This window comes from Burkholderia sp. Bp8986 (assembly GCF_003854225.1).
In the GTDB taxonomy this organism is placed as follows: domain Bacteria; phylum Pseudomonadota; class Gammaproteobacteria; order Burkholderiales; family Burkholderiaceae; genus Burkholderia.
The window spans coordinates 118,022-140,578 of record NZ_QTQM01000004.1; the positions used below are offsets into that span (position 1 = coordinate 118,022).

The following is a 22,557-nucleotide window of genomic DNA, read 5'->3' on the forward strand; positions in this document are numbered from 1 at the left end:
TCCATCTCGGGCGCGTCGCGCGCCCACGCTCGGTCTACGTAATTCTACGTAGCCCCGCATACGTAGTTGTGCGCTTGTAAGCTGCCCCTGTCGCGCGGAATACTACGGCCCATCGCCGCGGCATCCACGAGACGCGGCACGACGCATCGACGTCACGCGGGTTCGGCGCCTGGCCGGATCCACTCAAAACCACATTGGAGACCAGGAGACGCCATGAATCGGGCTTCCAGTACCCTGCTATGGATCGCCGTCGCGCTGCTCGGCGCATTCGCGTTCGGGACGATCGCACTCGCGCACGGCGAACGCGTCAGCGCGCTGTGGATCGTGATCGCCGCAGTCTGCGTATATCTGATCGCATATCGCTTCTACAGCCGTTTCATCGCCAGCAAGGTCATGCAGCTCGACGGGCTGCGGATGACGCCGGCCGTCCGGCACAACGACGGCCTCGACTACGTACCGACCAACAAGTACGTGCTGTTCGGCCATCACTTCGCCGCGATCGCCGGCGCCGGGCCGCTCGTCGGCCCCGTGCTCGCCGCGCAGATGGGCTACACGCCCGGCATGCTGTGGATCCTGGCCGGCGTCGTGTTCGCCGGCGCGGTGCAGGACTTCATCGTGCTGTTCATCTCGACGCGCCGCGACGGCCGCTCGCTCGGCGACCTCGTCAAGATGGAGCTCGGCACGGTGCCCGGCGTGATCGCGCTGTTCGGCGCGTTCCTGATCATGGTGATCATCCTCGCGGTGCTCGCGCTGATCGTCGTGAAGGCGCTGACGAATTCCCCGTGGGGCACGTTCACCGTCGCCGCGACGATTCCGATCGCGCTGTTCATGGGCGTCTACACGCGCTACATCCGTCCGGGCCGCATCGGCGAAGTGTCGATCATCGGCTTCGTGCTGCTGATGGCGTCGATCGCGTTTGGCCAGACCGTGCACGATTCGCCGGCGCTCGCCGCATGGTTCACGTTCAGCGGCACGCAGCTCACGTGGATCCTGATCGGCTACGGTTTCGTCGCATCGGTGCTGCCGGTGTGGCTGCTGCTCGCGCCGCGCGACTACCTGTCGACGTTCCTGAAGATCGGCACGATCCTCGGCCTCGCGATCGGCATCCTGGTCGTCGCGCCGGAACTGAAGATGCCCGCGTTGACGAAGTTCGTCGACGGCACGGGCCCGGTGTGGTCGGGCAACCTGTTCCCGTTCCTGTTCATCACGATCGCGTGCGGCGCGGTGTCGGGCTTCCATGCGCTGATCTCGTCGGGCACGACGCCGAAGCTGATCGACAACGAAACCAACGCGCGCTTCATCGGTTACGGCGCGATGCTGATGGAATCGTTCGTCGCGATCATGGCGCTGGTCGCCGCGTGCGTGATCGAGCCGGGCATCTACTTCGCGATGAACGCGCCGGCCGCCGTGCTCGGCTCGACGCCGGAAGCCGTCGCGAACACGGTCACGCAATGGGGTTTCGTGCTGACGCCCGACATGCTGACGCAGACCGCCAAGGCCGTCGGCGAAACGACGATCATCGCGCGTGCGGGCGGCGCGCCGACGCTGGCCGTCGGCATGGCGCACATCCTGCACCAGGTGATCGGCGGCGAAGCGATGATGGCGTTCTGGTATCACTTCGCGATCCTGTTCGAGGCGCTGTTCATCCTGACGGCGGTCGACGCCGGCACGCGCGCGGGCCGCTTCATGCTGCAGGACCTGCTCGGCACGTTCCACCCGGCGCTCAAGCGCACCGAGTCGCTGCCCGCGAACCTGGTCGCCACCGCGCTGTGCGTGGCCGCGTGGGGCTACTTCCTGTACCAGGGCGTGGTCGATCCGCTCGGCGGCATCAACACGCTGTGGCCGCTGTTCGGCATCTCGAACCAGATGCTCGCCGCGATCGCGCTGGTGCTCGGCACCGTCGTGCTGTTCAAGATGAAGCGCGAGCGCTACGCGTGGGTGACGATCGTGCCGACCGCATGGCTGTTGATCTGCACGCTGACGGCCGGCTGGCAGAAGATCTTCGATGCGAACCCGAAGGTCAGCTTCCTCGCGCACGCGGCGAAGCTGCAGGCCGCGGTGGACGAAGGCAAGGTGCTCGCGCCGGCGAAGTCGATCGCGCAGATGCAGCGGATCATCTTCAATGACTACATCGATGCGGCGCTGGCCGGCCTGTTCATCTTCGTCGTCGTGGCGATCGCGGGGTACGGGCTGCTCGCCGTGCTGCGCGCGCGCCGCGAGTCGAAGCCGACCGTGCGCGAGACGCCGTACGAAGCGATGCCGGCCGCGCAGGCGCTCGGCAGCGGACGTTAAAGGGAGGCCGCGATGTTCAGCGATCTGGGCAGCGACCTGCGCAGCGCGGGGCGTTACCTCGGGCAGGCGTTGCGGCTGATGGTCGGCCTGCCCGACTACGACACCTACGTCGCGCACATGCGCGACACCCATCCGGACCGCGAGCCGATGACGTATGAGGAATTCTTCCGCGAGCGTCAGAATGCGCGGTACGGGTCGGGGGCAGGGAAGTGTTGCTGAAGCGGGCCGGCGAAGCCGGCCGGTAAGGGCACCACCAAGGGCAGTCCGGTGACGGACCAGGAAGCGCCGCGAAGGCATTCGCGGCGCTTTTTATTTGGCGGGCCGGGGCGGGCATGTTTGCTGCCTGTCGTGGTTGCGGCGGTTGGCCCGCTTCAGCGCGGCTTGATCCGGCCGCCGGTATCATAGGGCTCTACTTTTTTCCGATGAATCCGCGCAGGAGAACCCGTCGTGCATGTCGGTGAGCGTTTCAACAGCATTTCCCATCTCGTCGGCGCGGTGTTGTCGGTGGCAGGGCTGGTCGCGCTGGTGACGATGGGTGCGCTCGACCGCGATCCTTACAAGATCGTGAGCTTCAGCGTGTACGGCGCGATGCTGATCCTGTTGTACGGGATCTCGACCGCGTATCACAGCGTGCGCAACCCGCGGCTCAAGGCGATCCTGCAGAAGTGTGACCATTCGGCGATCTATCTGCTGATCGCGGGCAGCTACACGCCGTTCACGCTCGTCACGCTGCGCGGCCCGTGGGGCTGGTCGCTGTTCGGCGTGAGCTGGGGGCTCGCCGCGTTCGGGATCGTGCAGGAGCTCACGCTCGGACGGCGCACGCGCATCGTGTCGATGATCCTGTACGTGCTGATGGGCTGGCTCGCGCTCGTCGCGATCCGCCCGCTGATCCATGCGTTGCCGCCGGTGGGTACCGCATGGCTCGTGGCCGGCGGCGTCATCTACAGCGCCGGGATCTACTTCTTCATCAACGACGAACGCATCCGCCACGGGCACGGTATCTGGCACCTTTTCGTGCTGGCCGGCAGCCTGTGCCAGTTCGTCAGTGTCGCGATGTATGTCGCGTGAGCGACGCGGGACGCCGGCGAAGGCGCAGCCGCATGCGGCTGCGGCCGTGTCAGCCGGAGCAGGCGCACCGCTCATTCTTCGCGGTCGTCGGCGTCAGGTGCGACCGGCCGGTGGCGCGACGTTGCGCAGCGTGTTGAACCCGACCCATCCCCAGTAGACGCGATGATGCGCGATCAGCCCGTCGCGCAGATCCATCACCTCGACGAGATCGACCTGATCGCCGTCCGGCGTTTCGCGCGGATATTCCCACGTGAGTTGCTTGCCGTTCGAAAAGAACCGGCCCGTGCGGTACCAGCGTCCGAGCCGGTTGCCCGGATTGCGCAGCCCTGCCGCGAAGAACGCGCCGATCGCGGGCTTGCCGTGCAGCACGCCCGAGCCGTGATCGGGCAGCGTGGCGACGATCAGCGGCGTTTCGAGGATCGCGTCGTCCGCGTACAGCGACATCAGCGCATCGAGGTCGCGTGCGACGACGGCGGCGTGCCAGTCTCGATGGATGCGGTGCCCATCGGTGTCGGCGTGGGTCATGGCGGGTTCCGGCAAGCGTGGATAACGGCACCACTGTATTGATTCAACGCTGCCGGACGTTTCACCGCAGGCCGAAACGTGGATGTTGCGTGCGCCGAGCGCAACCGCAACCGCGTTCCGCCGTTCGTGTCAGCCCCCCAGCGCGCCGAGATTCAGTTCATGCGACTTGCCGATCCACACCGCGCTGTCGCGATGGTCGCGCAGTTCGTCGTTGGTATTCGGATGCAGGAAGATGTCGAGCGCGCCGTGATTCAGCACGAGCCACGGCACGATGGTGTCGAACCGCGTGGCGTCGAATGCGATCTGGTACGACCAGGCCGGATGAGGGCCCACGAGGCGTTCGTGAAAGCGGCCGAGCTCGATGATCGCGCCGAACCGTTCTTCGACGACGAGGCGAAACGCCCAGGCCGCGTCGCGGCTGGCGGCGTCGAAGTAGACGTGTGCGTGCCAACTGTTGATCGCGGTGGAATCGATATCAGCCATGACGGGACTCGTGAGAGGAATAGGGAAGGCATGAGCGCCGTCACTTGCGGCGCGATGGGCAATTATCGCGCGTCCTTGTCGGACACGTCTTGTCGCGAAGCGATAAATCGGCGTGAAGAATGGTTGCGCGTCAAAGAAACCGGCGGGTTCGTTGAGGTATTTCCCGCGCGGGCCGGCATGCGCGGCATCGTGCCGCAAGCCCGGCCGGCGCGGGCTCCGAGCGAAATCGCTTCGGCAATACGTCATTTCGAAAATGGCAAAAGCGATTCGCGCACCGCATCGAATCGTCTGCAAAAACGCGATCAGGTCGTTGAATGAAATAAAGAAATTCCACTCGGGCGGCATTGGCGAGTCGCGCGCGCCACGCGCCGGCCGTCAGTGCCGAAAATATCAATTGCGGAATCGGCTATTCAAGCGCGCGGCCGCGCGACATACGATGGTTTCACCGCATCGACATCGAAGATCGATGCGGACGCAACCATCTGGAGGCCATGATGCGATCCGTTGTTTCCCTTGCAGTGCTGTCCGGCGCGCTTGTCGCGCTGCCCGCCGCGAGCTTCGCGCAGTCCGTCGACACCGAGCGGCAGTCGAACGTCGCGCCGTTGACCTGGTCCGCGGCGCGTGCCGAAACCGACGCGCAACTGATGCAGATGACGCGCGCCGGCTATCGCGCGACGACGGCCGGCAACCAGAACTATCCGCTCGCGATGCAGCGTGCGCTCGAACGCGTACGGAACCCGGTGCCCGACCGCTCGCGCGACGAGAAGGCCGCGATGGAAGCGCGGGCGGCCAGCGCCGCGCAGAGCGGCCATCCGGTAAAGGCGTTCTTCGTGAAGACCGCGTACTACCTGAAAGGCGAGAACACGTTCTGATGCGGGAGACGAGCATGGCATGCGCGAACCGACTCGCCGACGCGTGGCGCACGTCGACGATCCGCCGGCTGCCGCGCGCGTGCGCGACGCGGCGGCGTGACGATCCGTACGCTGCGCGGCGCCGCGCGAACGGCCATCGCGCCGCGCGCCCCGGCGCAGTCGCGTGCCGCACCGGGTTGCCGCGCTTCGACGCGGACGACGTTGCCGCCAGCGAGAGCGGATCATGAAGGCCGTCCGGAAAAGCCGTCGCCATCCGCCGCTGACGCGCGAATGGCTGCTGCCGTTGCCGCCCGCGCATGTGCGCGACATCTCGCTGAAATGCCACATGGCGCTCGTCGCGCTGCGTGGCGAGCACGGCAGCGAAACGTTGCTGATGCGGTTGCGCACGAGCGTCTACCTGGTGTTCCTCGCGCTCGACGACGCGGTATCGGCGGACGCGAGCATCGACCTGTGCGTCGATGCGGAGCGCGTGCTGGACGCGAGCGTCGCGCGCGCGGCGGAAAGCGGCGCATGGACGCTGCACGACGACGAATGCGCGGTGCTCGAGCGCATCCTCGCCGCGAACGACGCATGCGTCGCGACGCTCACGCGGCACCGGCTCGCCGAGCTGTGGCGTCACGTCAGTGCGTTCGCGTCGGCCGACCAGCCGGCCCTCGTCGCGCAAGCCGCGGCGAAGATGCGGGAACCGGCCGTTCTGCATTGAGCATCGTCGACGCGACCGGCGCCGCGCGATGTTTCATACCTGTCCCATTCCCCGACGCCGACGCTCGCCGTCTAATGTCATGACGGGAACCGGACGGGTTCGGTCGATGACGATCCATCGTCGCGTGGGCGATGATCGTACGTGTCGGCGTGAACGCATCCGTTTCGATCAGGAGGAGCGATGGCGCTATACAGGATCGGCGGCTACTTCACGTGCGGAAGCGGCCGCGCATTCAGCGAGAACCTGCCGCCGGGCAGCGAAGTGACGATCGCGGGCATCTATCGATGCACCGTATGCGGCGACGAGATCGGCATTGCGAAGCGGCAGACGCTGCCGTCCGACGACGAGCATCGGCACGATCTCGATCCGCCGTCCGACCCGCTGCTCGACCCCGGCCCGACGGCATGGCAATTGATCGCGGCCGCGGAGTCGAGACACTAGGCGAGCGGCGTTCGCCCGCTCATGCGTGCGCGGATGCGCGCCGCTCCCCGCACGAACGCCGACACAACCCAAGCCCGACAAAACAAAAGCGCCACGGAGCGAACTCCGTGGCGCTTCTTCGATGCCGGCCGATGCGGAGGCGCGAACCTCCGCATGGCGACACGCGCTTAAGCCGCCGTTGCCGGCTTGGCCGGCTTCTGCAGCTTGCCCTTGCCGGCGCGCTGGATTTCCTCGAGCTTGATCTCGACGTGGCGCGAGAACACGTACTCGGCCGGACGCTGCTTCGCGATCGAGATGTCCGGCGCGAACGCGCCTTCGGTCTTGATGCCCTTCCGGCTCACGGCGAACGCCTTCAGCGGATGCGCGATCGTGTCCATCACGGCGGTGGCTTCGAAGCCGCAGTGGACCATGCAGTCCGCGCACTTCTCGTAGTTGCCGACGCCGTAGTTGTCCCAGTTCGTGTCTTCCATCAGTTCCTTGAAGGTCTTCACGTAACCTTCGCCGACCAGATAGCACGGCTTCTGCCAGCCGAACACGGTACGCGCCGGGTTGCCCCACGGCGTGCACTTGTACGTCTGGTTGCCGGCCAGGAAGTCGAGGAACAGCGACGACTGGCTGAACGACCAGCGCTTGCCGCCTTCGCCGCGCTTCAGGATTTCGCGGAACAGGTTCTTCGTCTTGTCGCGGTTCAGGAAGTGCTGCTGATCCGGCGCGCGCTCGTACGCATAGCCCGGCGACACGGTGATGCCGTCGACGCCGATCGGCCCCAGCGTATCGAAGAACTTCGCGACGCGCTCGGGGATCGCATCGTTGAACAGCGTGCAGTTGATGTTCACGCGGAAGCCGCGGCGCTTCGCTTCCTTGATGGCCGCGACCGCCTTGTCGTACACGCCGTCCTGCGACACGGAATGGTCGTGCATTTCCTTGTCGCCGTCGAGGTGGACCGACCAGACGAAGTACGGATTCGGCTCGTAGTCGTCCATCTTCTTTTCCATCAGGAGCGCGTTCGTGCACAGGTACACGAACTTCTTGCGCTTCATGATGCCCTTGACGATCTCCGGCATCTCCTTGTGGAGCAGCGGCTCGCCGCCGGCGATCGACACGATGGGCGCGCCGCACTCGTCGACGGCTTCCAGGCATTCCTCGACGGACAGGCGCTGGTTCAGGATCGGGTCCGGATAATCGATCTTGCCGCAGCCGTTACAGGCGAGGTTGCAGCGGAACAGCGGCTCGAGCATCAGCGCGAGCGGATAGCGTTTGTTGCCGGACAGGTGTTGGCGCATGATGTATGCGCCGACGCGGACTTGCTGGAGCAGCGGAATAGACAAGAGATGTCCTCCTTAAACTTCGCGGGCGACAGCTTGCGTAAGCTTCGCCGGCAACTTGAATTCGACTTTTTCCTCACGGCCCGCCATCGTCGTGACATCGACGGGCCCCAGCGCGCGCAGCGCGCCAATTACATCCTCGACCATTTCCTCGGGTGCCGACGCGCCGGCGGTCAGGCCGACCGTCTGCACGCCCGCGAACCATTCGGCCTTCACTTCCGAGCCGTCGGCGACGAGATAGCTCGGTACACCGCTTTCGGTGCCGATCTCGCGCAGGCGGTTCGAGTTCGAGCTGTTCGTCGCACCGACGACCAGCAGCACGTCGACCTGGCCGCTCAGCTCGCGCACGGCGGCCTGGCGGTTTTGCGTCGCGTAGCAGATGTCGCGCGTGTCCGGGCCGACGATGTCGGTAAACCGGCGCTGCAGCGCTTCGATGATGCCGCGCGTGTCGTCGACCGACAGCGTCGTCTGCGTGACGTACGCGACCGGTGTGTCGACCGGCAGCGTCAGCGTATCGACTTCGGCCTCGCTCTGCACGAGGATCACCTCGGCCGGGATCTGGCCGATCGTGCCCTCGACTTCCGGATGGCCCGCATGGCCGATCAGGATCAGCCGGCGGCCCGCCGCGACGTACTGGCGGCCCTGCACGTGCACTTTCGTGACGAGCGGGCAGGTGGCGTCCAGCACGTCGAGCCCGCGCGTTTCCGCGTCGCGTTCGACCGTCTGGGCGACCCCGTGCGCGCTGAAGATCGCCACGGCGCCGTGCGGCACCTCGTCGAGCTCCTCGACGAATCGAGCCCCTTTATTACGCAGGTTTTCGACGACGTGCCGGTTATGCACGATCTCATGACGCACATAGACGGGCGCGCCGTGCTGTTGCAGCGCGCGATCGACGATCTCGATCGCGCGGACAACCCCCGCACAAAAGCCGCGGGGCTGGGCAAGGATGACTCGCATAAGTGAGCGAACTCCGACGACAGACGCCGGGTTCGAAGAGCTGGCACCGCTCGCTCGCCCCGGCTTGATGTTATGAAGGCAGGAACGAACCGGCCAGGCCAGGCCCCGGAACCCCGAATTAATCGCGCATTTTAACCCTATCGGGCCGTCCTTGCTCTGGTGCTGTATCGGCCGTGTTGCATCCGCCGCAGCGCCGCGTCGGCGCTCGCGCGCGCGGAACCCGGTAAACTGCGCGGTTTCGCGGGCAGCCCGTCCGGCTGCCCGGCGTCGCGCTCATTTCAAGGCCATTCGATGACCGTCGATTCTTACGCGTATTGCCCTGCCGCCGGTGCGGTCAAGGGTGTTTTCACTCCGACCCTGATTGAGATCGAACGATCCGGGGCTGCTGGCGCCGGCGTCCGGCAGGAGGCGTGCCGATGATGCTGGCGATTACCTTCCTGGTGTCCGGCCTGTCGCTGCTGATCTGGATCGTGCTGCTGGTCGCGCGCGGCGGCTTCTGGCGCGCGCGGCCCGCGCGGGCCCTGCCGCCGGAAGCGCGTGGCGCCGCGGCCGAGGCCGGCTGGCCGGCCGTCGTCGCGGTCGTGCCGGCGCGCAACGAGGTCGACGTGATCGCGCAAGCGGCGACGTCGCTGCTCGAGCAGGATTATCCGGGCGACTTTCATCTGATCATTGTCGACGACCACAGCGACGACGGCACCGCCGCCGCAGCCCGCGCGGCCGCGCTCGCGATCAACCGCGCCGACCGCCTGACCGTGCTCGCCGCGAAGCCGCTGCCGGCCGGCTGGTCGGGCAAGGTGTGGGCGCAGTCGCAGGGCATCGCCGCGGTGCGCACGCTCGGGCTGCCGGCCGACTATCTGCTGCTGACGGATGCCGACATCGGCCATCCGCCCGACGCGGTGGCCCAGCTCGTCACGCGCGCGCAGGCCGAACAGCGCGATCTCGTGTCGCTGATGGTGCGGCTGCGCTGCGATTCGTTCTGGGAAAAGGCGCTGATCCCGGCGTTCGTGTTCTTCTTCGCGAAGCTCTATCCGTTCTCGTGGATCAACAATCCGCGCAACCGGACGGCCGGCGCCGCGGGCGGCTGCATGCTGGTCAAGCGCAGCGCGCTGGAAGAGGCCGGCGGCATCGAATCGATCCGCGGCGCGCTGATCGACGACTGCAGCCTCGCCGCGCAGATCAAGCATCGCGGCAGCGGCCGGCATCCGATCCGGCTCGACCTTGCCGAGCGCAGCGTGTCGCTGCGTCCGTACGACAGCTGGCGCGACATCTGGAACATGATCGCGCGCACCGCGTTCACGCAGCTCCATTATTCGCCGCTGCTGCTCGCCGGCACGCTGCTCGGGATGACGATCATCTATCTCGTGCCGCCTGTGGCCGCGCTCGCATACGGCGCGCGGGCCTGGCCGGCGTGGCTGGCATGGGCGTCGATGTGCACCGCGTATGCGCCGATGCTGCGCTATTACCGGCGCTCGCCGCTGTGGGCGCCCGCGCTGCCGCTCGTCGCGCTGTTCTACGTCGGCGCGACGTTCGCGTCCGCGTGGCGCTACTGGCGCGGCAAGGGTGGTCAGTGGAAGGCGCGGGTGCAGGCGCCGGTGGAGCGCTGAAGCGGGCCGGCGGATGCCGGCCGTCAGGACCACCGGATTGCTGAAAACAGACAGCCCGAATCGACGTGAGCCGATTCGGGCTGTTTGCTTTCCGGCCGACGTCCGGTCGCCGCTGCGCGCGTGCTTACCGCTGCGTCAGCATCATGTACATCTGGATCACGACGTCCGGCGAGAACGTGAACGGCACCCAGCCGTAGCCGGTGTGGCGCGCGACCAGCAGACGATCGCCGTTCGACTGCTTCTGCACGGCCATCATCGGGTTCTTCGTCGTCACGAAGCGCCAGCCGGCCGGGATGCCCGGCGGCGGTTCCGGCTGCATCGACGCGCGCGCATGCGCGAGTTCCTCGATCAGCTGGCCCAGCTGTTCCGGGTGCAACGTGATCGACTGGCCGTTGACGGTCAGCGTCAGTTCGTTCTGCGACGGGCGCGCGACGTGCAGCGTCGCCTTGTCCGCGGGGGCGTCGGCGGCTGCTTCGGCCGCGGGCGCGACTTCGATCGCGGTGTCGGCGGCGGTGGTCGCGACGACGTCGGTGATCGCGTCGGCCGCCGCAGCGGCGACTTCATCGGCGGCAGCCGGCGCGGTGGCGTTCGTCATCGGCTCAACGGCGGACCCGATGGCCGGTTCGACCACGTCAGCCGCGACGGCCGGCTCGGTGGCCAAAGCTGCCGCGTTCGTCGCGGCGTCCTTCACGACGGCTTCGACCAGCGCTTCCGCGTCGGCGATCGCCTTCGCGTGACGCTCGGCGGCCGCTTCGGCCTGCGCGATCGCTTCGGTATGGCGCTGCGCGACGGCCTCGGCCTCGGCAGTCGCCTCCGCATGGCGTTGCGCGGCCGCGTCGGCTTGCGCGATCGCTTCGGCGTGACGCTGCGTGATCGCTTCGGCTTCGGCGGTTGCCTCGACATGGCGTTGCGCAGCCGCTTCCGCTTCGGCGATCGCCTGCGTGTGACGCTGCGCGAGTGCCTCGGCCTCGGCGATCGCGGCCGCGTGGCGCTGCGTCGCGGCCTCGGCTGCGGCGGTCGCCTCCGCATGGCGCTTCGCGGCGGCTTCGGCTTCCGCGGCGGCCGCCGCATGACGCTGCGCGGCCGCGTCCGCTTCGGTCGCGGCGGCGTGATGACGCTGCGCGGCGGCCTCGGCTTCGGCGATCGCGGCCGCATGACGCTGCGACGCGGCTTCGGCATCCGCGTGGCGCTGCGCGAGCGCCTCGGTCAGCGCGGTCGCTTCGGCGTGCCGCTGGACGGCGGCCTCGGCCTGCGCAGCGGCTTCGGTGTGGCGTTGGGCGGCGGCTTCGGCCGCGGCGGTGGCGTCGGCGTGGCGCTGCTGCGCGGCATCGGCGTCGGCGGCCGCGGCCGTGTGGCGCTGCGCGGCGGCCTGTGCTTCGGCTTCCGCGGCGGCGTGACGTGCGGCGGCGGCCTGGGCTTCCGCCGCGGCGGCGCGCGCGAACGCTTCCGCGCTGCGTGCCGCCTGCTGCGCGGCGTGGTGATCGTGGAGGAGCTGATCGACGCCCGCGTTGAGCGAATCGATCTGTTCGTTCAGGTTCATGCGTGTCTTCTCTGCGTAAGACCCGCGATTTTAACCGCTGCGCCGGTGCCGGTCCGTCAGCGACGTGTAACAAAGTGCGCAAAGCGGCGTGAAATACGCCGCTTTGTGTTACTTCAGGTAGCCCGCCGAGCCGAACCAGTCGAGCGCGTCACGCAGTCCTTCGCGGTACGGACGCGCGCGGTAGCCGAGCTCGCGCTCGGCCTTCGCGGACGTGAAATACATCTTGTTCTTCGACATCCGCAGCCCGTCGACGGTCACGAACGGCTCTTTCTTCGTGAACTTCGCGACGGCCTCCGCACCGACGGCGAGCGGGTAGAGCGGCCAGCGCGGCAGCGCGATCGTCGGCGCCTTGCGGCCCGTCATCTGCGCGATGTCGGCCAGCATCTGCTGCAGCGGCAGGTTCTCGCCGCCGAGGATGTAGCGCTCGCCGATCCGGCCGCGCTCGAGCGCGAGGAAGTGGCCGTGCGCGACGTCGTCGACGTGCACCAGGTTCAGGCCGGTATCGACGAACGCGGGAATCTTGCCGAGCGCGGCCTCGACGATGATGCGGCCGGTCGGCGTCGGCTTCACGTCGCGCGGGCCGATCGGCGTCGACGGGTTGACGATCACGGCCGGCAGCCCTTCGTCGGCGATCATCCGCTCGACCGCGCGCTCGGCCAGCACCTTGCTGCGCTTGTACACGCCGATCGCCTGCTCGGCGGTGAGCGGCCGGTTCTCGTCGGACGGATCGCCGGCGCTTGTGACCTTCAGCGTCGCGACGCTGCTCGTGTAGACGATCCGTTCGACGCCTTCGGCGCGCGCCGCGCGCATCGTCGCGACCGCGCCTTCGAGGTTCGCGCGCTCGATCTCGTGCGGGTCCGGCGCCCACAGCCGGTAGTCGGCCGCCACGTGCAGCAGGTAGCGCACGCCGCGCAGCGCGGCGCGCATCGACGTCTCGTCGCGCATGTCGCCGGTGACGATCTCGGCGTCGAGATCCGCGACGTTCGTGCGCGGGCTGGTCGGGCGCACCAGCACGCGCACCGCATAGCCTTTTTGCTGCGCGATGCGTGCGACGGCCGAGCCGACGAAACCGGACGCGCCGGTGACGAGAACGAGATCGCGGGAAGTATCAGTCATGCGTTTCCTTCAGGGCCGCGCGCGGGCGGCGCGGCGGTTGTGCGTCGGCGAGATTGTACGTGGTCGGCGCGCCCGGCGACGCGAGCGCCGTCCTCCGGCACGCACGCATCGCCGGGCAGCAAACCCGCAGTTGCGTGCTCGCGCGGGCGGCTGCACTGGCGACGGCGCCGAGCCGGCCCGCCGGGCCCGTGTGCGAAGCGGCCGACGCGACTACAATGCCGGGCTTGAATGGATTGCACGACGGGAGGGCGACGCGATGAGCCGCAATGAACTGGACGAACGGATCGAGACCTACTACGTGCGGGTGCGCGGCGTCGTGCAGGGCGTCGGTTTCCGTCACGCGACGGTGCGCGAGGCGCATGCGCTGAAGCTGCGCGGCTGGGTCGCGAATCTCGAGGACGGCAGCGTCGAGGCGATGATCCAGGGCCCGGGCGCGCAGATCGACCGGATGCTCGCGTGGCTGCGCCACGGGCCGCCGTCCGCGCGCGTGACCGAGGTGACGTTCGAGGAGCGCCACGTCGAAAAGCGCTTCGAGCGCTTCCAGCAGCAGTAACGCGCAAGGCTAAAACAACATGACGGGGTATCCGGAGGCCGGGCGCGGCATCGCGCTGTCGGTGATGGCGTCGACGCTGTTCGCGCTGATGTCCGCCTACGCGAAACTGCTCGCGCCGCTCACGGGGCTCGACATCTTCGCGTGGCGCATCCTGTGGACCGCGCCGGGCGCGCTCGCACTGATCGCGCTGCGCGGCCGCTGGCCGGCGCTCGTCGAACTCGTGCGGCGCGGCGTGCGCGACCGGCGCCTGCTGGTCGCGCTGCCCGCGAGCGCGGCGTTGCTCGGCCTGCAGCTGTGGCTGTTCCTGTGGGCGCCGCTGCACGGACGCATGCTCGAAGTGTCGCTCGGCTATTTCCTGCTGCCGCTGACGATGGTGCTCGTCGGCCGCTTCTACTATCACGAACGGCTCGATCCGCTGCAATGGGCGGCGGTCGCATGCGCGGCGCTCGGCGTCGCGCACGAGGTATGGGCGACGCGCGCGTTCGCGTGGCCGACGCTCGTCGTCGCGCTCGGCTATCCGCCGTATTTCGTGCTGCGCCGCCGGATCAATGCCGATTCGCTGGCCGCGTTCGCGCTCGAGATCGTGCTGCTGTGTCCGGTCGCGTTCGCGATGGTGTCGGCGAGCGCGACGCCGGTCGCCAGCCATCCGCGGCTGTGGGCCGTGCTGCTGCCGGGGCTCGGCGTGCTCAGCACGCTCGCGCTCGCGAGCTACCTGAAGGCGAGCCGGATGCTGCCGATGGCGCTGTTCGGGATCCTCGGCTACGTCGAACCGGTGCTGCTCGTCGCGGTGTCGCTGCTGCTGCTCGGCGAGACGCTGAGCGTCGCGCAGCTCGCGACGTACGGGCCGATCTGGGCGGCCGTCGCATTGACCGCGTGGCACAGCGCGATGCTCATGCGGCGCTTGCCCGCGCGCGGCTGAGCATCGCCGCCCGGCCGCGCGACGGCGGCAACGAACGTGCCGCGCAGCGCGCATTGCTTGCGTCGCGTCCCACGATTCCGGCGTCGAACCGGCATCGCGCTGATGTGCAGCTGACGTCTGGCTGGCGGCCTCGCCAGCGTTGCATCGCCGATGTCACGCCTGTAATCGAACAGAAGATTCCGTTGCACTTTGTTACTTAGGGTATCCCCCGACCGGCCGCTAGACTGATCTGACCGCCTCTTCTTCGTATGCGGCTTTTCCATGAACGGTCATTTCCGTGCCGGGCCGGCCGGGTTGGCGCGATACGAGCATACGCGTAGCGCCGCCGATCGCGTTCGCCTTCTCCCTTCCGAATCCTCCTTCGGTGCATGCCGCACCGTCGTCGTGCAGGTGCGGCCATGTCGTTGAACATGCCGCCTGCGGTCCCGATGCCGCCGACCTGTAGCGCGCGCCTGATCGAAGTCGATTTCTTCCGCGGCATCGTGCTGCTGATGATCGTCGTCGATCACATCGGCGCGAGCGTGCTGTCGCGCGTGACGCTCCATGCATTCGCGCTGTGCGATGCGGCCGAGGTGTTCGTGTTCCTCGGCGGCTTCGCGACCGCGAGCGCGTACGGCGCGATCGCCGACCGGCACGGCGCGCGCGCGGCGCAGCGGCGGTTCGTGCGCCGCGCGATGCAGATCTACCGCGCGTTTCTCGCGACGTCGACGCTGATGCTCGTCGTGTCCGCCGTGCTCGACCATTACGGGATCGACACGCCGAACCTCGCGCTCGACGACGTCAGCGTGATGCTCGCGTCGCCGCTCACGGGGCTCGCCGAACTGCTCACGTTCCAGCGCCAGCCGTATCTCGCGTCGGTGCTGCCGATGTACGTGCTGTTCGCGCTCGCGTCGCCGGTGATCGTGCCGTTCGCGCGCCGCCATCCGTGGCTCCTCGTCGCGTTCGGCGCGACGTCGTGGCTCGCGGCGGGCTGGCTCGGCCCCGAGCTGCTGGACACCGATGCGTTCCGCTGGAACTTCAACCCGTTCGCGTGGCAGCTGATGTTCGTCGCCGGCGTGCTCGCCCGCTGCCAGCCTTTCTACCGGTACGTCGCGCTCGGGCGCTGGAGCGCCGCGGCGACCGGCGTCGCGTGCGCGATCGTGCTCGGTTGTGCGAGCTACAAGCTGTTCTCGGGGCTGCCGTTGCCGGAAGGTATTCTCAAGCGCGATCTCGCGCTGCCGCGCATCGTGAGCTTCGCGGCGATTGCCTGGCTGATGGCCGACTGCGTGCGCTACGGCTGGATCGCGCGCATTGCGCGGGCCGTGCGGCCGGTCGTCGCGGTCGGCCGGCGCGGCCTGATCTGCTTCGTCGCGGGCGCGGCGATCTCGCTCGTCATCGATTCGCTGCTGCATCCGGTCACGAACGGCGCCGAGCTGCGGCATATCGGCGTGGGCCTCGCGGCCGACGCATGCGCGGTCGGGCTGATGATGGCGGTGGCCGGTTCGGGAACGTGGTTCGCACGCCGGCGCGGCGCGGCCGCGTGAACGGTGCGGGAAAACGCACAGGCGGCACGCAACGTGCCGCGCTGTGCGCTCAGTGAGGTGAGCCGATACGGGAGCGGGGGACGACGGTCGCGTCGTCGGATTCGGCGTCGTCGCGTTCGTCGGACTTCGGATCGTCCTGCTGCGCGAGCACCGCATCGGCTTCGGCCGCGGCCCGGGCGGCGCGCAATGTGGTGCAGCGCTGCGCGTGCCGGATGTCCGACAGTATCCTCAAGAGCCGAGTCGTCTTGTTTTTCATGATCTTCTCCCGCCAGTGCGCATCACGACGGAGCGGATGCGCCGTTGCAACCAGTGTAGGACGTGCTGGCCGCGCTGGCGGGAGAATGTGGCGTGCACGCCGCACGCCGAGGGATAGTACTTACTGCGCCGAGGCCATCGCCTGCGCCTGCACCGCTTCTTCCTCGCGGCGCTCTTCCGCGCAGCGCTGATGCTGGCGCGACAGGCGGTTCATCATCGGCAGCAGCAGCAGGGCGAGCAGCATGCCGATCGCGGCGAGCCAGCCGAGCTTCTCGAACAGCGACAGGTACAGCGGCAGCGATTCGGTGGCCGGCAGGTCGTGCGACGGCATCTGCGCGAAGTTCGCGACGACGCTGCCCAGATACTGCGACACACCCGTCGCGACGAAATACGCGCCCATCATGAAGCCGCTCATGCGCGCCGGCACGTAGCGGGCGATCATCGCGAGGCCGAGGCCGCTCACCAGCAGCTCGCCGAGCGAGTAGAGGCCGTAGCCCCACACCATGAACCACGACGACACGCGGCCGTCCACCGCGTAGCGGCCGCTGATCGTGAACACCAGGTAGCCGGCGGCTACCGCGCCGAAGCCGAACGCATACTTCGCGGCGACCGGCAGGTCACGGCCGCTCTTCGAGAACGCGTTGTAGACCCACACGAGCACCGGGCTCAGCATCATGATCCAGATCGGGTTCAGCGCCTGGAACTGCGCGGCGCTCCACGTGAACAGCGTCGTGCCGAACAGGATGAAGCGCGGATCGACGTTGCGCAGCGCGAACAGCGTGAGCGATGTCGACATCTGCACGTAGAAGATGAAGAACAGGATCACCTGGCCGATCAGCACGAGCGCCGCGATCAGGCCCGCGCGTTCCGAACGCTCCGACTTCGCGATCATGTACGCGAAGATCGCGAGGATCGCGAACGCCGCCGTCCATACGCTCGCGACCGCGAGCTGCTTGTGCTGCAGCACGTACAGCGTGACCAGCGCGAGCGCCACGCCGCCCGCCGCCACGCCGCCGAGGCGCTTCCAGCGGATCGGTTCGTCGTCGGGCTGCGAGCCGATGTGCGCGAGCGTGCGGTGCATCAGCATGAAGTTCAGGATCGCGAGCAGCATGCCGGCGCAGCAGACCGCGAACGCGGTGTGCCAGCCCCAGTGATCCTTGATCCACGGCGTCGCGAGCATCGACACGGTCGAGCCGATGTTGACCGCCATGTAGTAGATCGTGAACGCGCTGTCGATGCGCGCATCGTCGCCTTCGTAGATGCGGCGCACGAGGTTCGCCGCGTTGGCCTTGAACAGGCCGTTGCCGACGACGATCACGCCGAGCGATGCGTACATGTACGCCAGCGCGTCGTTCGGGATCGCCAGCATCAGGTAGCCGGCGCACAGCACGGCCGCGCCGATGATCATCGTGCGACGGGCGCCGAGCACCTTGTCGCCGATCCAGCCGCCGATCGACGGCGACGCGTAGACGAGCGCGGTAAATGCGCCCCAGGTCAGGTTCGCATGGCTGTCGGTGAAACCGAGCCGGTCGACCATGAAGAGGACCAGGAGCGCGGCCATACCGTAGTAGCCGAAGCGCTCCCACATTTCGATGAGGAAGACCGTCGTAAACGAACGGGTCTGTGAAACAGGTGCGTGCATCATCAATCTCGTTTGAAACGGACGGCGCGGATCGCGCGTCGCCTTGGGGTCGAACTGGCGCCGGAGCACGGTGGCCGGGTAGGCTTTGCGTCGGCGATGGAGCAGTCGGGCGGGTTAGCCCGGGCCGGGGTCGGACTCCGCCCGATAAGGCGGTGCGAGGCCCCGACCGGCGCGCGAGTGGTAACGTTTGCCGGTCCGGTGCGTCAGGTCCGCGCCACTCAGGGAAACTCCCGATATGGCAGCAGCTTTCAGGAAAATTTGTCTCATCATCTATTTGTAAGCTTCGCGCCCGTTCTCCGAAAATTCCCGGAGAGCCGCTTGCAGCTTGCCTGTGAAGCCGGCGAGTCTGGCAAGATAGCGCGTCGTTTCGCCCGCTTCGTGCCCTGTTTAGTGCACCGGGCTCAACACCGAAGACGTGTGCGAACCCGAAGATTAAGCTATCTCGTATTAACTTAGTTACTTTCCATCAAACATTTTTTGACGACCACTTTTCGGCCTGCTATGGTTCCCCCCACTGAAAACTCGCGAGCGGCAGACGCTGCCGCACTCGGCAGCAAGATTCGCGCGTTGCGCCAACGACTCAAGCGCACGCTCGACGACACCGCTACCGCCGCGGGGATTTCGAAGCCGTTTCTGTCTCAAGTCGAACGCGGGCTCGCGTCGCCGTCACTGACGTCGCTGGCCGGTATCGCACAGGCGCTCGGCGTGACGGTGCAGTACTTCGTGGATACGCCGAGCGAGGAACGCTCGGTCTGCAGAGGCGATCAGTTGCGCTTCTTCGGATTCGCCGATTCGGCGAACCTGTTCGCGAGGCTGACCAACGTGACCGAAGGGCGTCAGCTCGAGGCGATCCTCGTGCGGATGCCGCCGGGGCAGAAGCGGTCGGAGGTGACGACCCATGCAGGAGAGGAATTCCTGTATGTGATTGAAGGGGAAGTGTCGCTGACGCTGGAAGGCAAGACGTTCGTCCTGCAGGCCGGTGACAGTTCGCACTATCAGTCGACGGTCCCGCACAGCTGGGTCAACACCGCGAAGGTCGAGTCGGTGGTGGTCTGGGTCGGTACGCCGCGGCTGTTCTAACGCACAGGTATTCCTTCGTTTCCAAGACGGAATGCCTGTCGAAAGAAACGTAAGGAATACTAAGATGCAATACGAGAATCACGGGCCTCCTCAATCGCTGTACCCGTCAGCGTCTCACGCGTAACCGCGGCATCCGCCGCGCATCGCTCGCCGAACAACTTTCTCAAGACTGCCACGATGAAATCCTTGCATGCCATGTCGGCCGTGCTGGCCGCGCTCGCCCTGACGACGCCCGTCGCCCACGCCGTTACCGTTCCGTCGAACGTCACGCTCGCTCCTCAACAGGACCTGACGCGCCAGGTGCCCGCCGAAGTCGAGTCGCTCGACCCGGCGCACATCGAATCGTGGACCGGCAACACGATCGGCCTCGACCTGTTCGAAGGGCTTGCCCGCATCGACGCGGCCGGCCAGGTCGTGCCGGGTGTCGCGCAGTCGTGGGAGCGCAAGACGCCGCAGACCTGGATCTTCAAGCTGCGCCACGATGCGAAGTGGAGCAACGGCCAGCCCGTGACGGCCGCCGATTTCGTGTACTCGTGGCAGCGCCTCGTCGACCCGAAGACGGGCTCGAAGTACACGATCCTCGTCGAGTTCGTGAAGAACTCGAAGGACATCATCGCCGGCAAGGCCGCGCCGACGACGCTCGGCGTGCGCGCGGTCGACCCGTACACGCTGGAAGTGACGACCGACGTGCCGGTCGCGTTCTTCCCCGAACTGACCGCGATGGTGCCGCTCGCGCCGGTGAACAAGGACACCGTCGCGAAGTTCGGCGACGCATGGACGCGTCCCGGCAACATCGTCAGCAACGGCGCGTACCAGCTCGTCGACTGGCAGCCGAACAACCGCATCGTGATCTCGAAGGACGCGAAGTACTGGAACGCGCCGAAGGTCGTGATCAACAAGGTCACGTACCTGCCGATCGAAAGCGACGAAACGGCGATGCGCATGTACCAGGCCGGCCAGATCGACTACAGCTACTCGATCCCGTCGGGCATCTTCCAGCAGGTCAGCAAGCAGTTCGGCGGCGAACTGCGCCCGGGCCTGCAGCTCGCGACCTACTACTACTACCTGAACAACAGCGACGCGGCGCTGAAGGACAAGCGCGTGCGCCAGGCGCTGTCGATGGTGATCGATCGCGACGTGCTGACGTCGAAGCTCACGCAGGCGGGCGAGAAGCCGATGTACGGCCTGATGCCGAACGGCACGAAGGGCGTGCACCCGTTCACGCCGGAATGGGCGTCGTGGCCGATGGCCAAGCGCGTCGCGACCGCGAAGGACCTGCTGAAGCAGGCCGGCTTCTCCGATGCGAAGCCGCTGTCGTTCACGCTCACGTACAACACCAACGACCTGCACAAGAAGGTCGCGCTGTTCACCGCATCGGAATGGCGCACGAAGCTCGGCATCGACACGAAGCTCGAGAACGTCGAGTTCAAGGTGCTGATGAAGGAGCGGCATGACGGCAAGGTGCAGATCGCGCGCGACGGCTGGTTCGCCGACTACAACGACGCGATGACCTTCTTCGACCTGATCCGCTGCGGCAGCTCGCAGAATACCGTCGGCTACTGCAACAAGCAGGCCGACACGCTCGTCGACGAAGGCAACCAGAAGCTCGACGACAATGCGCGCGCCACGCTGCTCACGCAGGCGCACGACGCGGCGATGAACGACACGCCGATGGTGCCGCTGTTCCAGTATTCCGCGGACCGGCTCGTGAAGCCCTACGTGGGCGGCTACTCGCTGAAGAACGTGATCGACATGCGTGCTTCGCAGGACATGTACCTGATCAAGCACTGAGTGGAGCGATCATGCTGGCCTACGCATTGAGACGCACGTTGTGGGCGGTGCCGACGATTCTCGCCGTCATCACCGTCTGCTACCTGCTGCTGCACTTCACGCCCGGCGGTCCGTTCGATACGGAGAAGCAGCTGTCCGCGGCGACGCTCGCGAACCTGAACGCGAAGTACCACCTCGACGAGCCGCTGTGGAAGCAGTACCTGCTGTATCTCGGTTCGCTGCTGCACGGCGATCTCGGCCCGTCGTTCCGCTACGTCGACTGGTCGGTGAACGATCTCGTGAAGAAGGCGCTGCCCGTGAGTCTCGGCGTGGGCGGCATCTCGATCCCGCTCTCGATCGGGTTCGGCGTGCTGCTCGGCACTGTCGCGGCCGTGCGCCGCGACAGCGTGATCGACCGCTTCGTGATGCTGATCGGCAACTTCGGCAACGTCGTGCCGCCGTTCGTGCTCGGCCCGGTGCTGGTGTGGATCTTCGCGATCCTGCTGAAGACCTCCGCCGGCAACGGCTGGCTGCCGGCCGGCGGCTGGGGCGACGGCGGCTGGCAGTACCGGCTGCTGCCGATCGTGCTGCTGACCTTCATCAACGTGTCGCTGCTCGCGCGCGTGATGCGCGGCTCGATGATCGAGACGCTGTCGAGCAACTTCATCCGCACCGCGCGCGCGAAGGGCCTGCCGGGCTCGACGATCGTGCTGCGCCACGCGCTCAAGCCCGCGCTGATGCCGGTCGTGTCGCTGTTCGGCACGGTCTGCATCACGTCGATCACGGCGGCCGTCGTCACCGAATCGGTGTTCGCGCTGCCCGGGCTCGGGCAGCTCGTCGTGAACGGCGCGATCAACCGCGACTACACGCTGGTGCTCGGCCTCGTCGTGCTGACGACCGTCTGTGCCGTGCTGTTCAACCTGCTGGTCGACCTCGCGTACGCATGGCTCGATCCGCGCATCCGTTATTGAGCGAGGCACTGCGATGACTCCGACTACTCCCGTCGTCAGTCTGCCTGTGCAGACCGACTCGCCGCCGCGTTCGCGCTCGCCGCTCGCGCTCGCGTTCGCGCGCTTCCTTCACAACCGGGCGGCCGTGTTCAGCCTCGTGCTGCTCGCGCTGATCACGCTCGCATGTTTCGTCGGTCCGTGGCTGCTCGCGGCCGATCCCGCCGCGAGCGACTGGGGCTCGATCAGCCTCGCGCCGACGCTCGCGAACCAGCACTGGTTCGGCACCGACGAGCTCGGCCGCGACCTGCTCGTGCGCACGCTGATCGGCGGCCGCGTGTCGATCGAGGTCGGCCTGCTCGGCACGCTGGTGTCCGGCCTGTTCGGCGTGGCGTGGGGCGCGACCGCCGGCTTCGCGGGCGGGCGGGTCGACTCCGCGATGATGCGCGTCGTCGACATGATGTACGCGATCCCGTACCTGCTGATCGCGATCCTGATGATGACCCTGTTCGGCCGCTCGTTCATGCTGGTCGTGCTGACCATCAGCGCGTTCTCGTGGATCGACATGGCGCGCGTCGTGCGCGGCCAGACGCTGTCGCTGCGCAATCGCGAGTTCGTCGACGCGGCGCGCGCGATCGGCGTGTCGCCGGCGTCGATCGTGCTGCGCCACGTCGTGCCGAACCTGCTCGGCGTGGTCGTCGTGTACGCGACCGTGTCGGTGCCGAACATCGTGCTGACCGAATCGGTGCTGTCGTTCCTCGGCCTCGGCGTGCAGGAACCGATGACGAGCTGGGGCGTGCTGATCCAGGACGGCGCGCAGAAACTGGAATCGATGCCGTGGCTGCTGCTGGCACCGGCCGTCATGCTGTGCGTGACGCTCTACTGCGTGAACTTCGTTGGCGACGGCCTGCGTGACGCGCTCGACCCGAAGGATCGCTGAAG

General features: G+C 67.2%; 24 protein-coding genes. 16 read left to right on the top strand and 8 right to left on the bottom strand.

Annotated elements, in window-relative coordinates:
• Positions 1-213: 213 nt before the first annotated feature.
• From DID99_RS06045 to trhA, 3 genes are all read left to right on the top strand, one after another.
• Complete coding sequence (locus tag DID99_RS06045; protein WP_124520108.1) at positions 214-2,292, top strand: carbon starvation CstA family protein; 2,079 nt, start codon at positions 214-216, stop codon at positions 2,290-2,292.
• Between the two features lie 12 nt (positions 2,293-2,304).
• A complete protein-coding gene (locus tag DID99_RS06050) occupies positions 2,305-2,511 on the top strand; it encodes a YbdD/YjiX family protein (RefSeq protein ID WP_006766647.1) in 207 nt (68 codons plus the stop codon).
• A 228-nt stretch (positions 2,512-2,739) separates the two neighbouring features.
• The gene (gene trhA, locus DID99_RS06055) at positions 2,740-3,360 is read left to right on the top strand and encodes a PAQR family membrane homeostasis protein TrhA (protein WP_044844973.1); all 621 of its coding nucleotides are present in this window, start codon (positions 2,740-2,742) and stop codon (positions 3,358-3,360) included.
• Between the two features lie 93 nt (positions 3,361-3,453).
• On the opposite strand, the gene DID99_RS06060 is transcribed toward trhA, so the two are convergent.
• Together DID99_RS06060 and DID99_RS06065 are read right to left on the bottom strand one after the other, a co-directional pair.
• On the bottom strand, positions 3,454-3,885 hold the full coding sequence (locus DID99_RS06060; RefSeq protein WP_124666316.1) for a nuclear transport factor 2 family protein: 432 nt from the start codon (positions 3,883-3,885) through the stop codon (positions 3,454-3,456).
• Between the two features lie 129 nt (positions 3,886-4,014).
• Positions 4,015-4,368 (bottom strand): DOPA 4,5-dioxygenase family protein, encoded by a 354-nt coding sequence (locus DID99_RS06065; RefSeq protein ID WP_044844975.1) that lies wholly within the window; start codon positions 4,366-4,368, stop codon positions 4,015-4,017.
• Positions 4,369-4,398: 30 nt separating this feature from the next.
• On the opposite strand from DID99_RS06065, the gene DID99_RS06070 reads away from it, so the two are divergent.
• From DID99_RS06070 to DID99_RS06090, 5 genes are all read left to right on the top strand, one after another.
• On the top strand, positions 4,399-4,686 hold the full coding sequence (locus DID99_RS06070) for a hypothetical protein (protein ID WP_124486038.1): 288 nt from the start codon (positions 4,399-4,401) through the stop codon (positions 4,684-4,686).
• 176 nt (positions 4,687-4,862) lie between these two features.
• On the top strand, positions 4,863-5,240 hold the full coding sequence (locus DID99_RS06075) for a DUF4148 domain-containing protein (protein WP_124666395.1): 378 nt from the start codon (positions 4,863-4,865) through the stop codon (positions 5,238-5,240).
• Positions 5,241-5,254: 14 nt separating this feature from the next.
• A complete protein-coding gene (locus tag DID99_RS06080) occupies positions 5,255-5,467 on the top strand; it encodes a hypothetical protein (RefSeq protein WP_124666317.1) in 213 nt (70 codons plus the stop codon).
• A complete protein-coding gene (locus DID99_RS06085; RefSeq protein WP_124666318.1) occupies positions 5,464-5,943 on the top strand; it encodes a hypothetical protein in 480 nt (159 codons plus the stop codon). Before DID99_RS06080 ends, DID99_RS06085 begins: the two co-directional genes overlap by 4 nt.
• Before the next feature lie 180 nt (positions 5,944-6,123).
• Positions 6,124-6,384, top strand: a complete 261-nt coding sequence (locus DID99_RS06090; protein ID WP_124486042.1) for a hypothetical protein — start codon at positions 6,124-6,126, stop codon at positions 6,382-6,384.
• Positions 6,385-6,551: 167 nt separating this feature from the next.
• Here the strand turns inward: DID99_RS06090 and hpnH are convergent, their stop codons facing one another.
• On the bottom strand, positions 6,552-7,712 hold the full coding sequence (hpnH, locus tag DID99_RS06095; RefSeq protein WP_124529146.1) for an adenosyl-hopene transferase HpnH: 1,161 nt from the start codon (positions 7,710-7,712) through the stop codon (positions 6,552-6,554).
• Positions 7,713-7,724: 12 nt separating this feature from the next.
• Positions 7,725-8,666, bottom strand: coding sequence for a 4-hydroxy-3-methylbut-2-enyl diphosphate reductase (ispH, locus tag DID99_RS06100; RefSeq protein WP_044844980.1), 942 nt, complete (start codon positions 8,664-8,666; stop codon positions 7,725-7,727).
• Between the two features lie 416 nt (positions 8,667-9,082).
• Between ispH and DID99_RS06110 the strand changes: the two genes are divergently transcribed.
• A complete protein-coding gene (locus DID99_RS06110; RefSeq protein ID WP_044845035.1) occupies positions 9,083-10,270 on the top strand; it encodes a glycosyltransferase in 1,188 nt (395 codons plus the stop codon).
• A 124-nt stretch (positions 10,271-10,394) separates the two neighbouring features.
• On the opposite strand, the gene DID99_RS06115 is transcribed toward DID99_RS06110, so the two are convergent.
• Entirely contained in the window at positions 10,395-11,810 is a 1,416-nt protein-coding gene (locus DID99_RS06115; protein WP_124486043.1) for a phage tail protein, read from the bottom strand.
• A 108-nt stretch (positions 11,811-11,918) separates the two neighbouring features.
• The gene (hpnA, locus tag DID99_RS06120; protein ID WP_044844982.1) at positions 11,919-12,926 is read right to left on the bottom strand and encodes a hopanoid-associated sugar epimerase; all 1,008 of its coding nucleotides are present in this window, start codon (positions 12,924-12,926) and stop codon (positions 11,919-11,921) included.
• A 256-nt stretch (positions 12,927-13,182) separates the two neighbouring features.
• Between hpnA and DID99_RS06125 the strand changes: the two genes are divergently transcribed.
• From DID99_RS06125 to DID99_RS06135, 3 genes are all read left to right on the top strand, one after another.
• Entirely contained in the window at positions 13,183-13,479 is a 297-nt protein-coding gene (locus DID99_RS06125; protein WP_124486044.1) for an acylphosphatase, read from the top strand.
• 19 nt (positions 13,480-13,498) lie between these two features.
• Positions 13,499-14,398: an EamA family transporter RarD gene (gene rarD, locus DID99_RS06130; RefSeq protein WP_124666319.1), complete on the top strand. Its 900-nt coding sequence runs from the start codon at positions 13,499-13,501 to the stop codon at positions 14,396-14,398.
• Positions 14,399-14,796: 398 nt separating this feature from the next.
• The gene (locus DID99_RS06135) at positions 14,797-15,921 is read left to right on the top strand and encodes an OpgC domain-containing protein (protein WP_124666320.1); all 1,125 of its coding nucleotides are present in this window, start codon (positions 14,797-14,799) and stop codon (positions 15,919-15,921) included.
• A 49-nt stretch (positions 15,922-15,970) separates the two neighbouring features.
• On the opposite strand, the gene DID99_RS06140 is transcribed toward DID99_RS06135, so the two are convergent.
• Entirely contained in the window at positions 15,971-16,177 is a 207-nt protein-coding gene (locus tag DID99_RS06140; protein ID WP_044844987.1) for a hypothetical protein, read from the bottom strand.
• A 120-nt stretch (positions 16,178-16,297) separates the two neighbouring features.
• On the bottom strand, positions 16,298-17,821 hold the full coding sequence (locus DID99_RS06145; protein ID WP_044844988.1) for a peptide MFS transporter: 1,524 nt from the start codon (positions 17,819-17,821) through the stop codon (positions 16,298-16,300).
• A gap of 498 nt (positions 17,822-18,319) precedes the next feature.
• Here DID99_RS06145 and DID99_RS06155 point away from each other — a divergent pair, with 498 nt between their 5' ends.
• From DID99_RS06155 to DID99_RS06170, 4 genes are all read left to right on the top strand, one after another.
• Positions 18,320-18,898, top strand: a complete 579-nt coding sequence (locus DID99_RS06155; protein ID WP_044844989.1) for a cupin domain-containing protein — start codon at positions 18,320-18,322, stop codon at positions 18,896-18,898.
• 177 nt (positions 18,899-19,075) lie between these two features.
• On the top strand, positions 19,076-20,689 hold the full coding sequence (locus tag DID99_RS06160) for a peptide ABC transporter substrate-binding protein (RefSeq protein WP_124666321.1): 1,614 nt from the start codon (positions 19,076-19,078) through the stop codon (positions 20,687-20,689).
• Between the two features lie 11 nt (positions 20,690-20,700).
• Positions 20,701-21,639, top strand: coding sequence for an ABC transporter permease subunit (locus tag DID99_RS06165; protein ID WP_124486048.1), 939 nt, complete (start codon positions 20,701-20,703; stop codon positions 21,637-21,639).
• A 13-nt stretch (positions 21,640-21,652) separates the two neighbouring features.
• Positions 21,653-22,555 carry an ABC transporter permease gene (locus DID99_RS06170; protein WP_044844992.1) on the top strand — a complete coding sequence of 301 codons (903 nt, stop codon included), beginning with the start codon at positions 21,653-21,655 and terminating at the stop codon, positions 22,553-22,555.
• Positions 22,556-22,557 lie beyond the last annotated feature (2 nt).

Bases quoted from the DNA above. Each gene is read 5' to 3' on its own strand.
- DID99_RS06045 (WP_124520108.1), top strand. From the start codon at position 214: ATGAATCGGGCTTCCAGTACCCTGCTATGGATCGCCGTCGCGCTGCTC.
- DID99_RS06050 (WP_006766647.1), top strand. From the start codon at position 2,305: ATGTTCAGCGATCTGGGCAGCGACCTGCGCAGCGCGGGGCGTTACCTC.
- DID99_RS06060 (WP_124666316.1), bottom strand. From the start codon at position 3,885: ATGACCCACGCCGACACCGATGGGCACCGCATCCATCGAGACTGGCAC.
- DID99_RS06065 (WP_044844975.1), bottom strand. From the start codon at position 4,368: ATGGCTGATATCGATTCCACCGCGATCAACAGTTGGCACGCACACGTC.
- DID99_RS06070 (WP_124486038.1), top strand. From the start codon at position 4,399: ATGAGCGCCGTCACTTGCGGCGCGATGGGCAATTATCGCGCGTCCTTG.
- DID99_RS06075 (WP_124666395.1), top strand. From the start codon at position 4,863: ATGCGATCCGTTGTTTCCCTTGCAGTGCTGTCCGGCGCGCTTGTCGCG.
- DID99_RS06080 (WP_124666317.1), top strand. From the start codon at position 5,255: ATGGCATGCGCGAACCGACTCGCCGACGCGTGGCGCACGTCGACGATC.
- DID99_RS06085 (WP_124666318.1), top strand. From the start codon at position 5,464: ATGAAGGCCGTCCGGAAAAGCCGTCGCCATCCGCCGCTGACGCGCGAA.
- DID99_RS06090 (WP_124486042.1), top strand. From the start codon at position 6,124: ATGGCGCTATACAGGATCGGCGGCTACTTCACGTGCGGAAGCGGCCGC.
- ispH (WP_044844980.1), bottom strand. From the start codon at position 8,666: ATGCGAGTCATCCTTGCCCAGCCCCGCGGCTTTTGTGCGGGGGTTGTC.
- DID99_RS06110 (WP_044845035.1), top strand. From the start codon at position 9,083: ATGATGCTGGCGATTACCTTCCTGGTGTCCGGCCTGTCGCTGCTGATC.
- DID99_RS06115 (WP_124486043.1), bottom strand. From the start codon at position 11,810: ATGAACCTGAACGAACAGATCGATTCGCTCAACGCGGGCGTCGATCAG.
- hpnA (WP_044844982.1), bottom strand. From the start codon at position 12,926: ATGACTGATACTTCCCGCGATCTCGTTCTCGTCACCGGCGCGTCCGGT.
- DID99_RS06125 (WP_124486044.1), top strand. From the start codon at position 13,183: ATGAGCCGCAATGAACTGGACGAACGGATCGAGACCTACTACGTGCGG.
- rarD (WP_124666319.1), top strand. From the start codon at position 13,499: ATGACGGGGTATCCGGAGGCCGGGCGCGGCATCGCGCTGTCGGTGATG.
- DID99_RS06135 (WP_124666320.1), top strand. From the start codon at position 14,797: ATGTCGTTGAACATGCCGCCTGCGGTCCCGATGCCGCCGACCTGTAGC.
- DID99_RS06140 (WP_044844987.1), bottom strand. From the start codon at position 16,177: ATGAAAAACAAGACGACTCGGCTCTTGAGGATACTGTCGGACATCCGG.
- DID99_RS06145 (WP_044844988.1), bottom strand. From the start codon at position 17,821: ATGATGCACGCACCTGTTTCACAGACCCGTTCGTTTACGACGGTCTTC.
- DID99_RS06155 (WP_044844989.1), top strand. From the start codon at position 18,320: ATGGTTCCCCCCACTGAAAACTCGCGAGCGGCAGACGCTGCCGCACTC.
- DID99_RS06160 (WP_124666321.1), top strand. From the start codon at position 19,076: ATGAAATCCTTGCATGCCATGTCGGCCGTGCTGGCCGCGCTCGCCCTG.
- DID99_RS06165 (WP_124486048.1), top strand. From the start codon at position 20,701: ATGCTGGCCTACGCATTGAGACGCACGTTGTGGGCGGTGCCGACGATT.
- DID99_RS06170 (WP_044844992.1), top strand. From the start codon at position 21,653: ATGACTCCGACTACTCCCGTCGTCAGTCTGCCTGTGCAGACCGACTCG.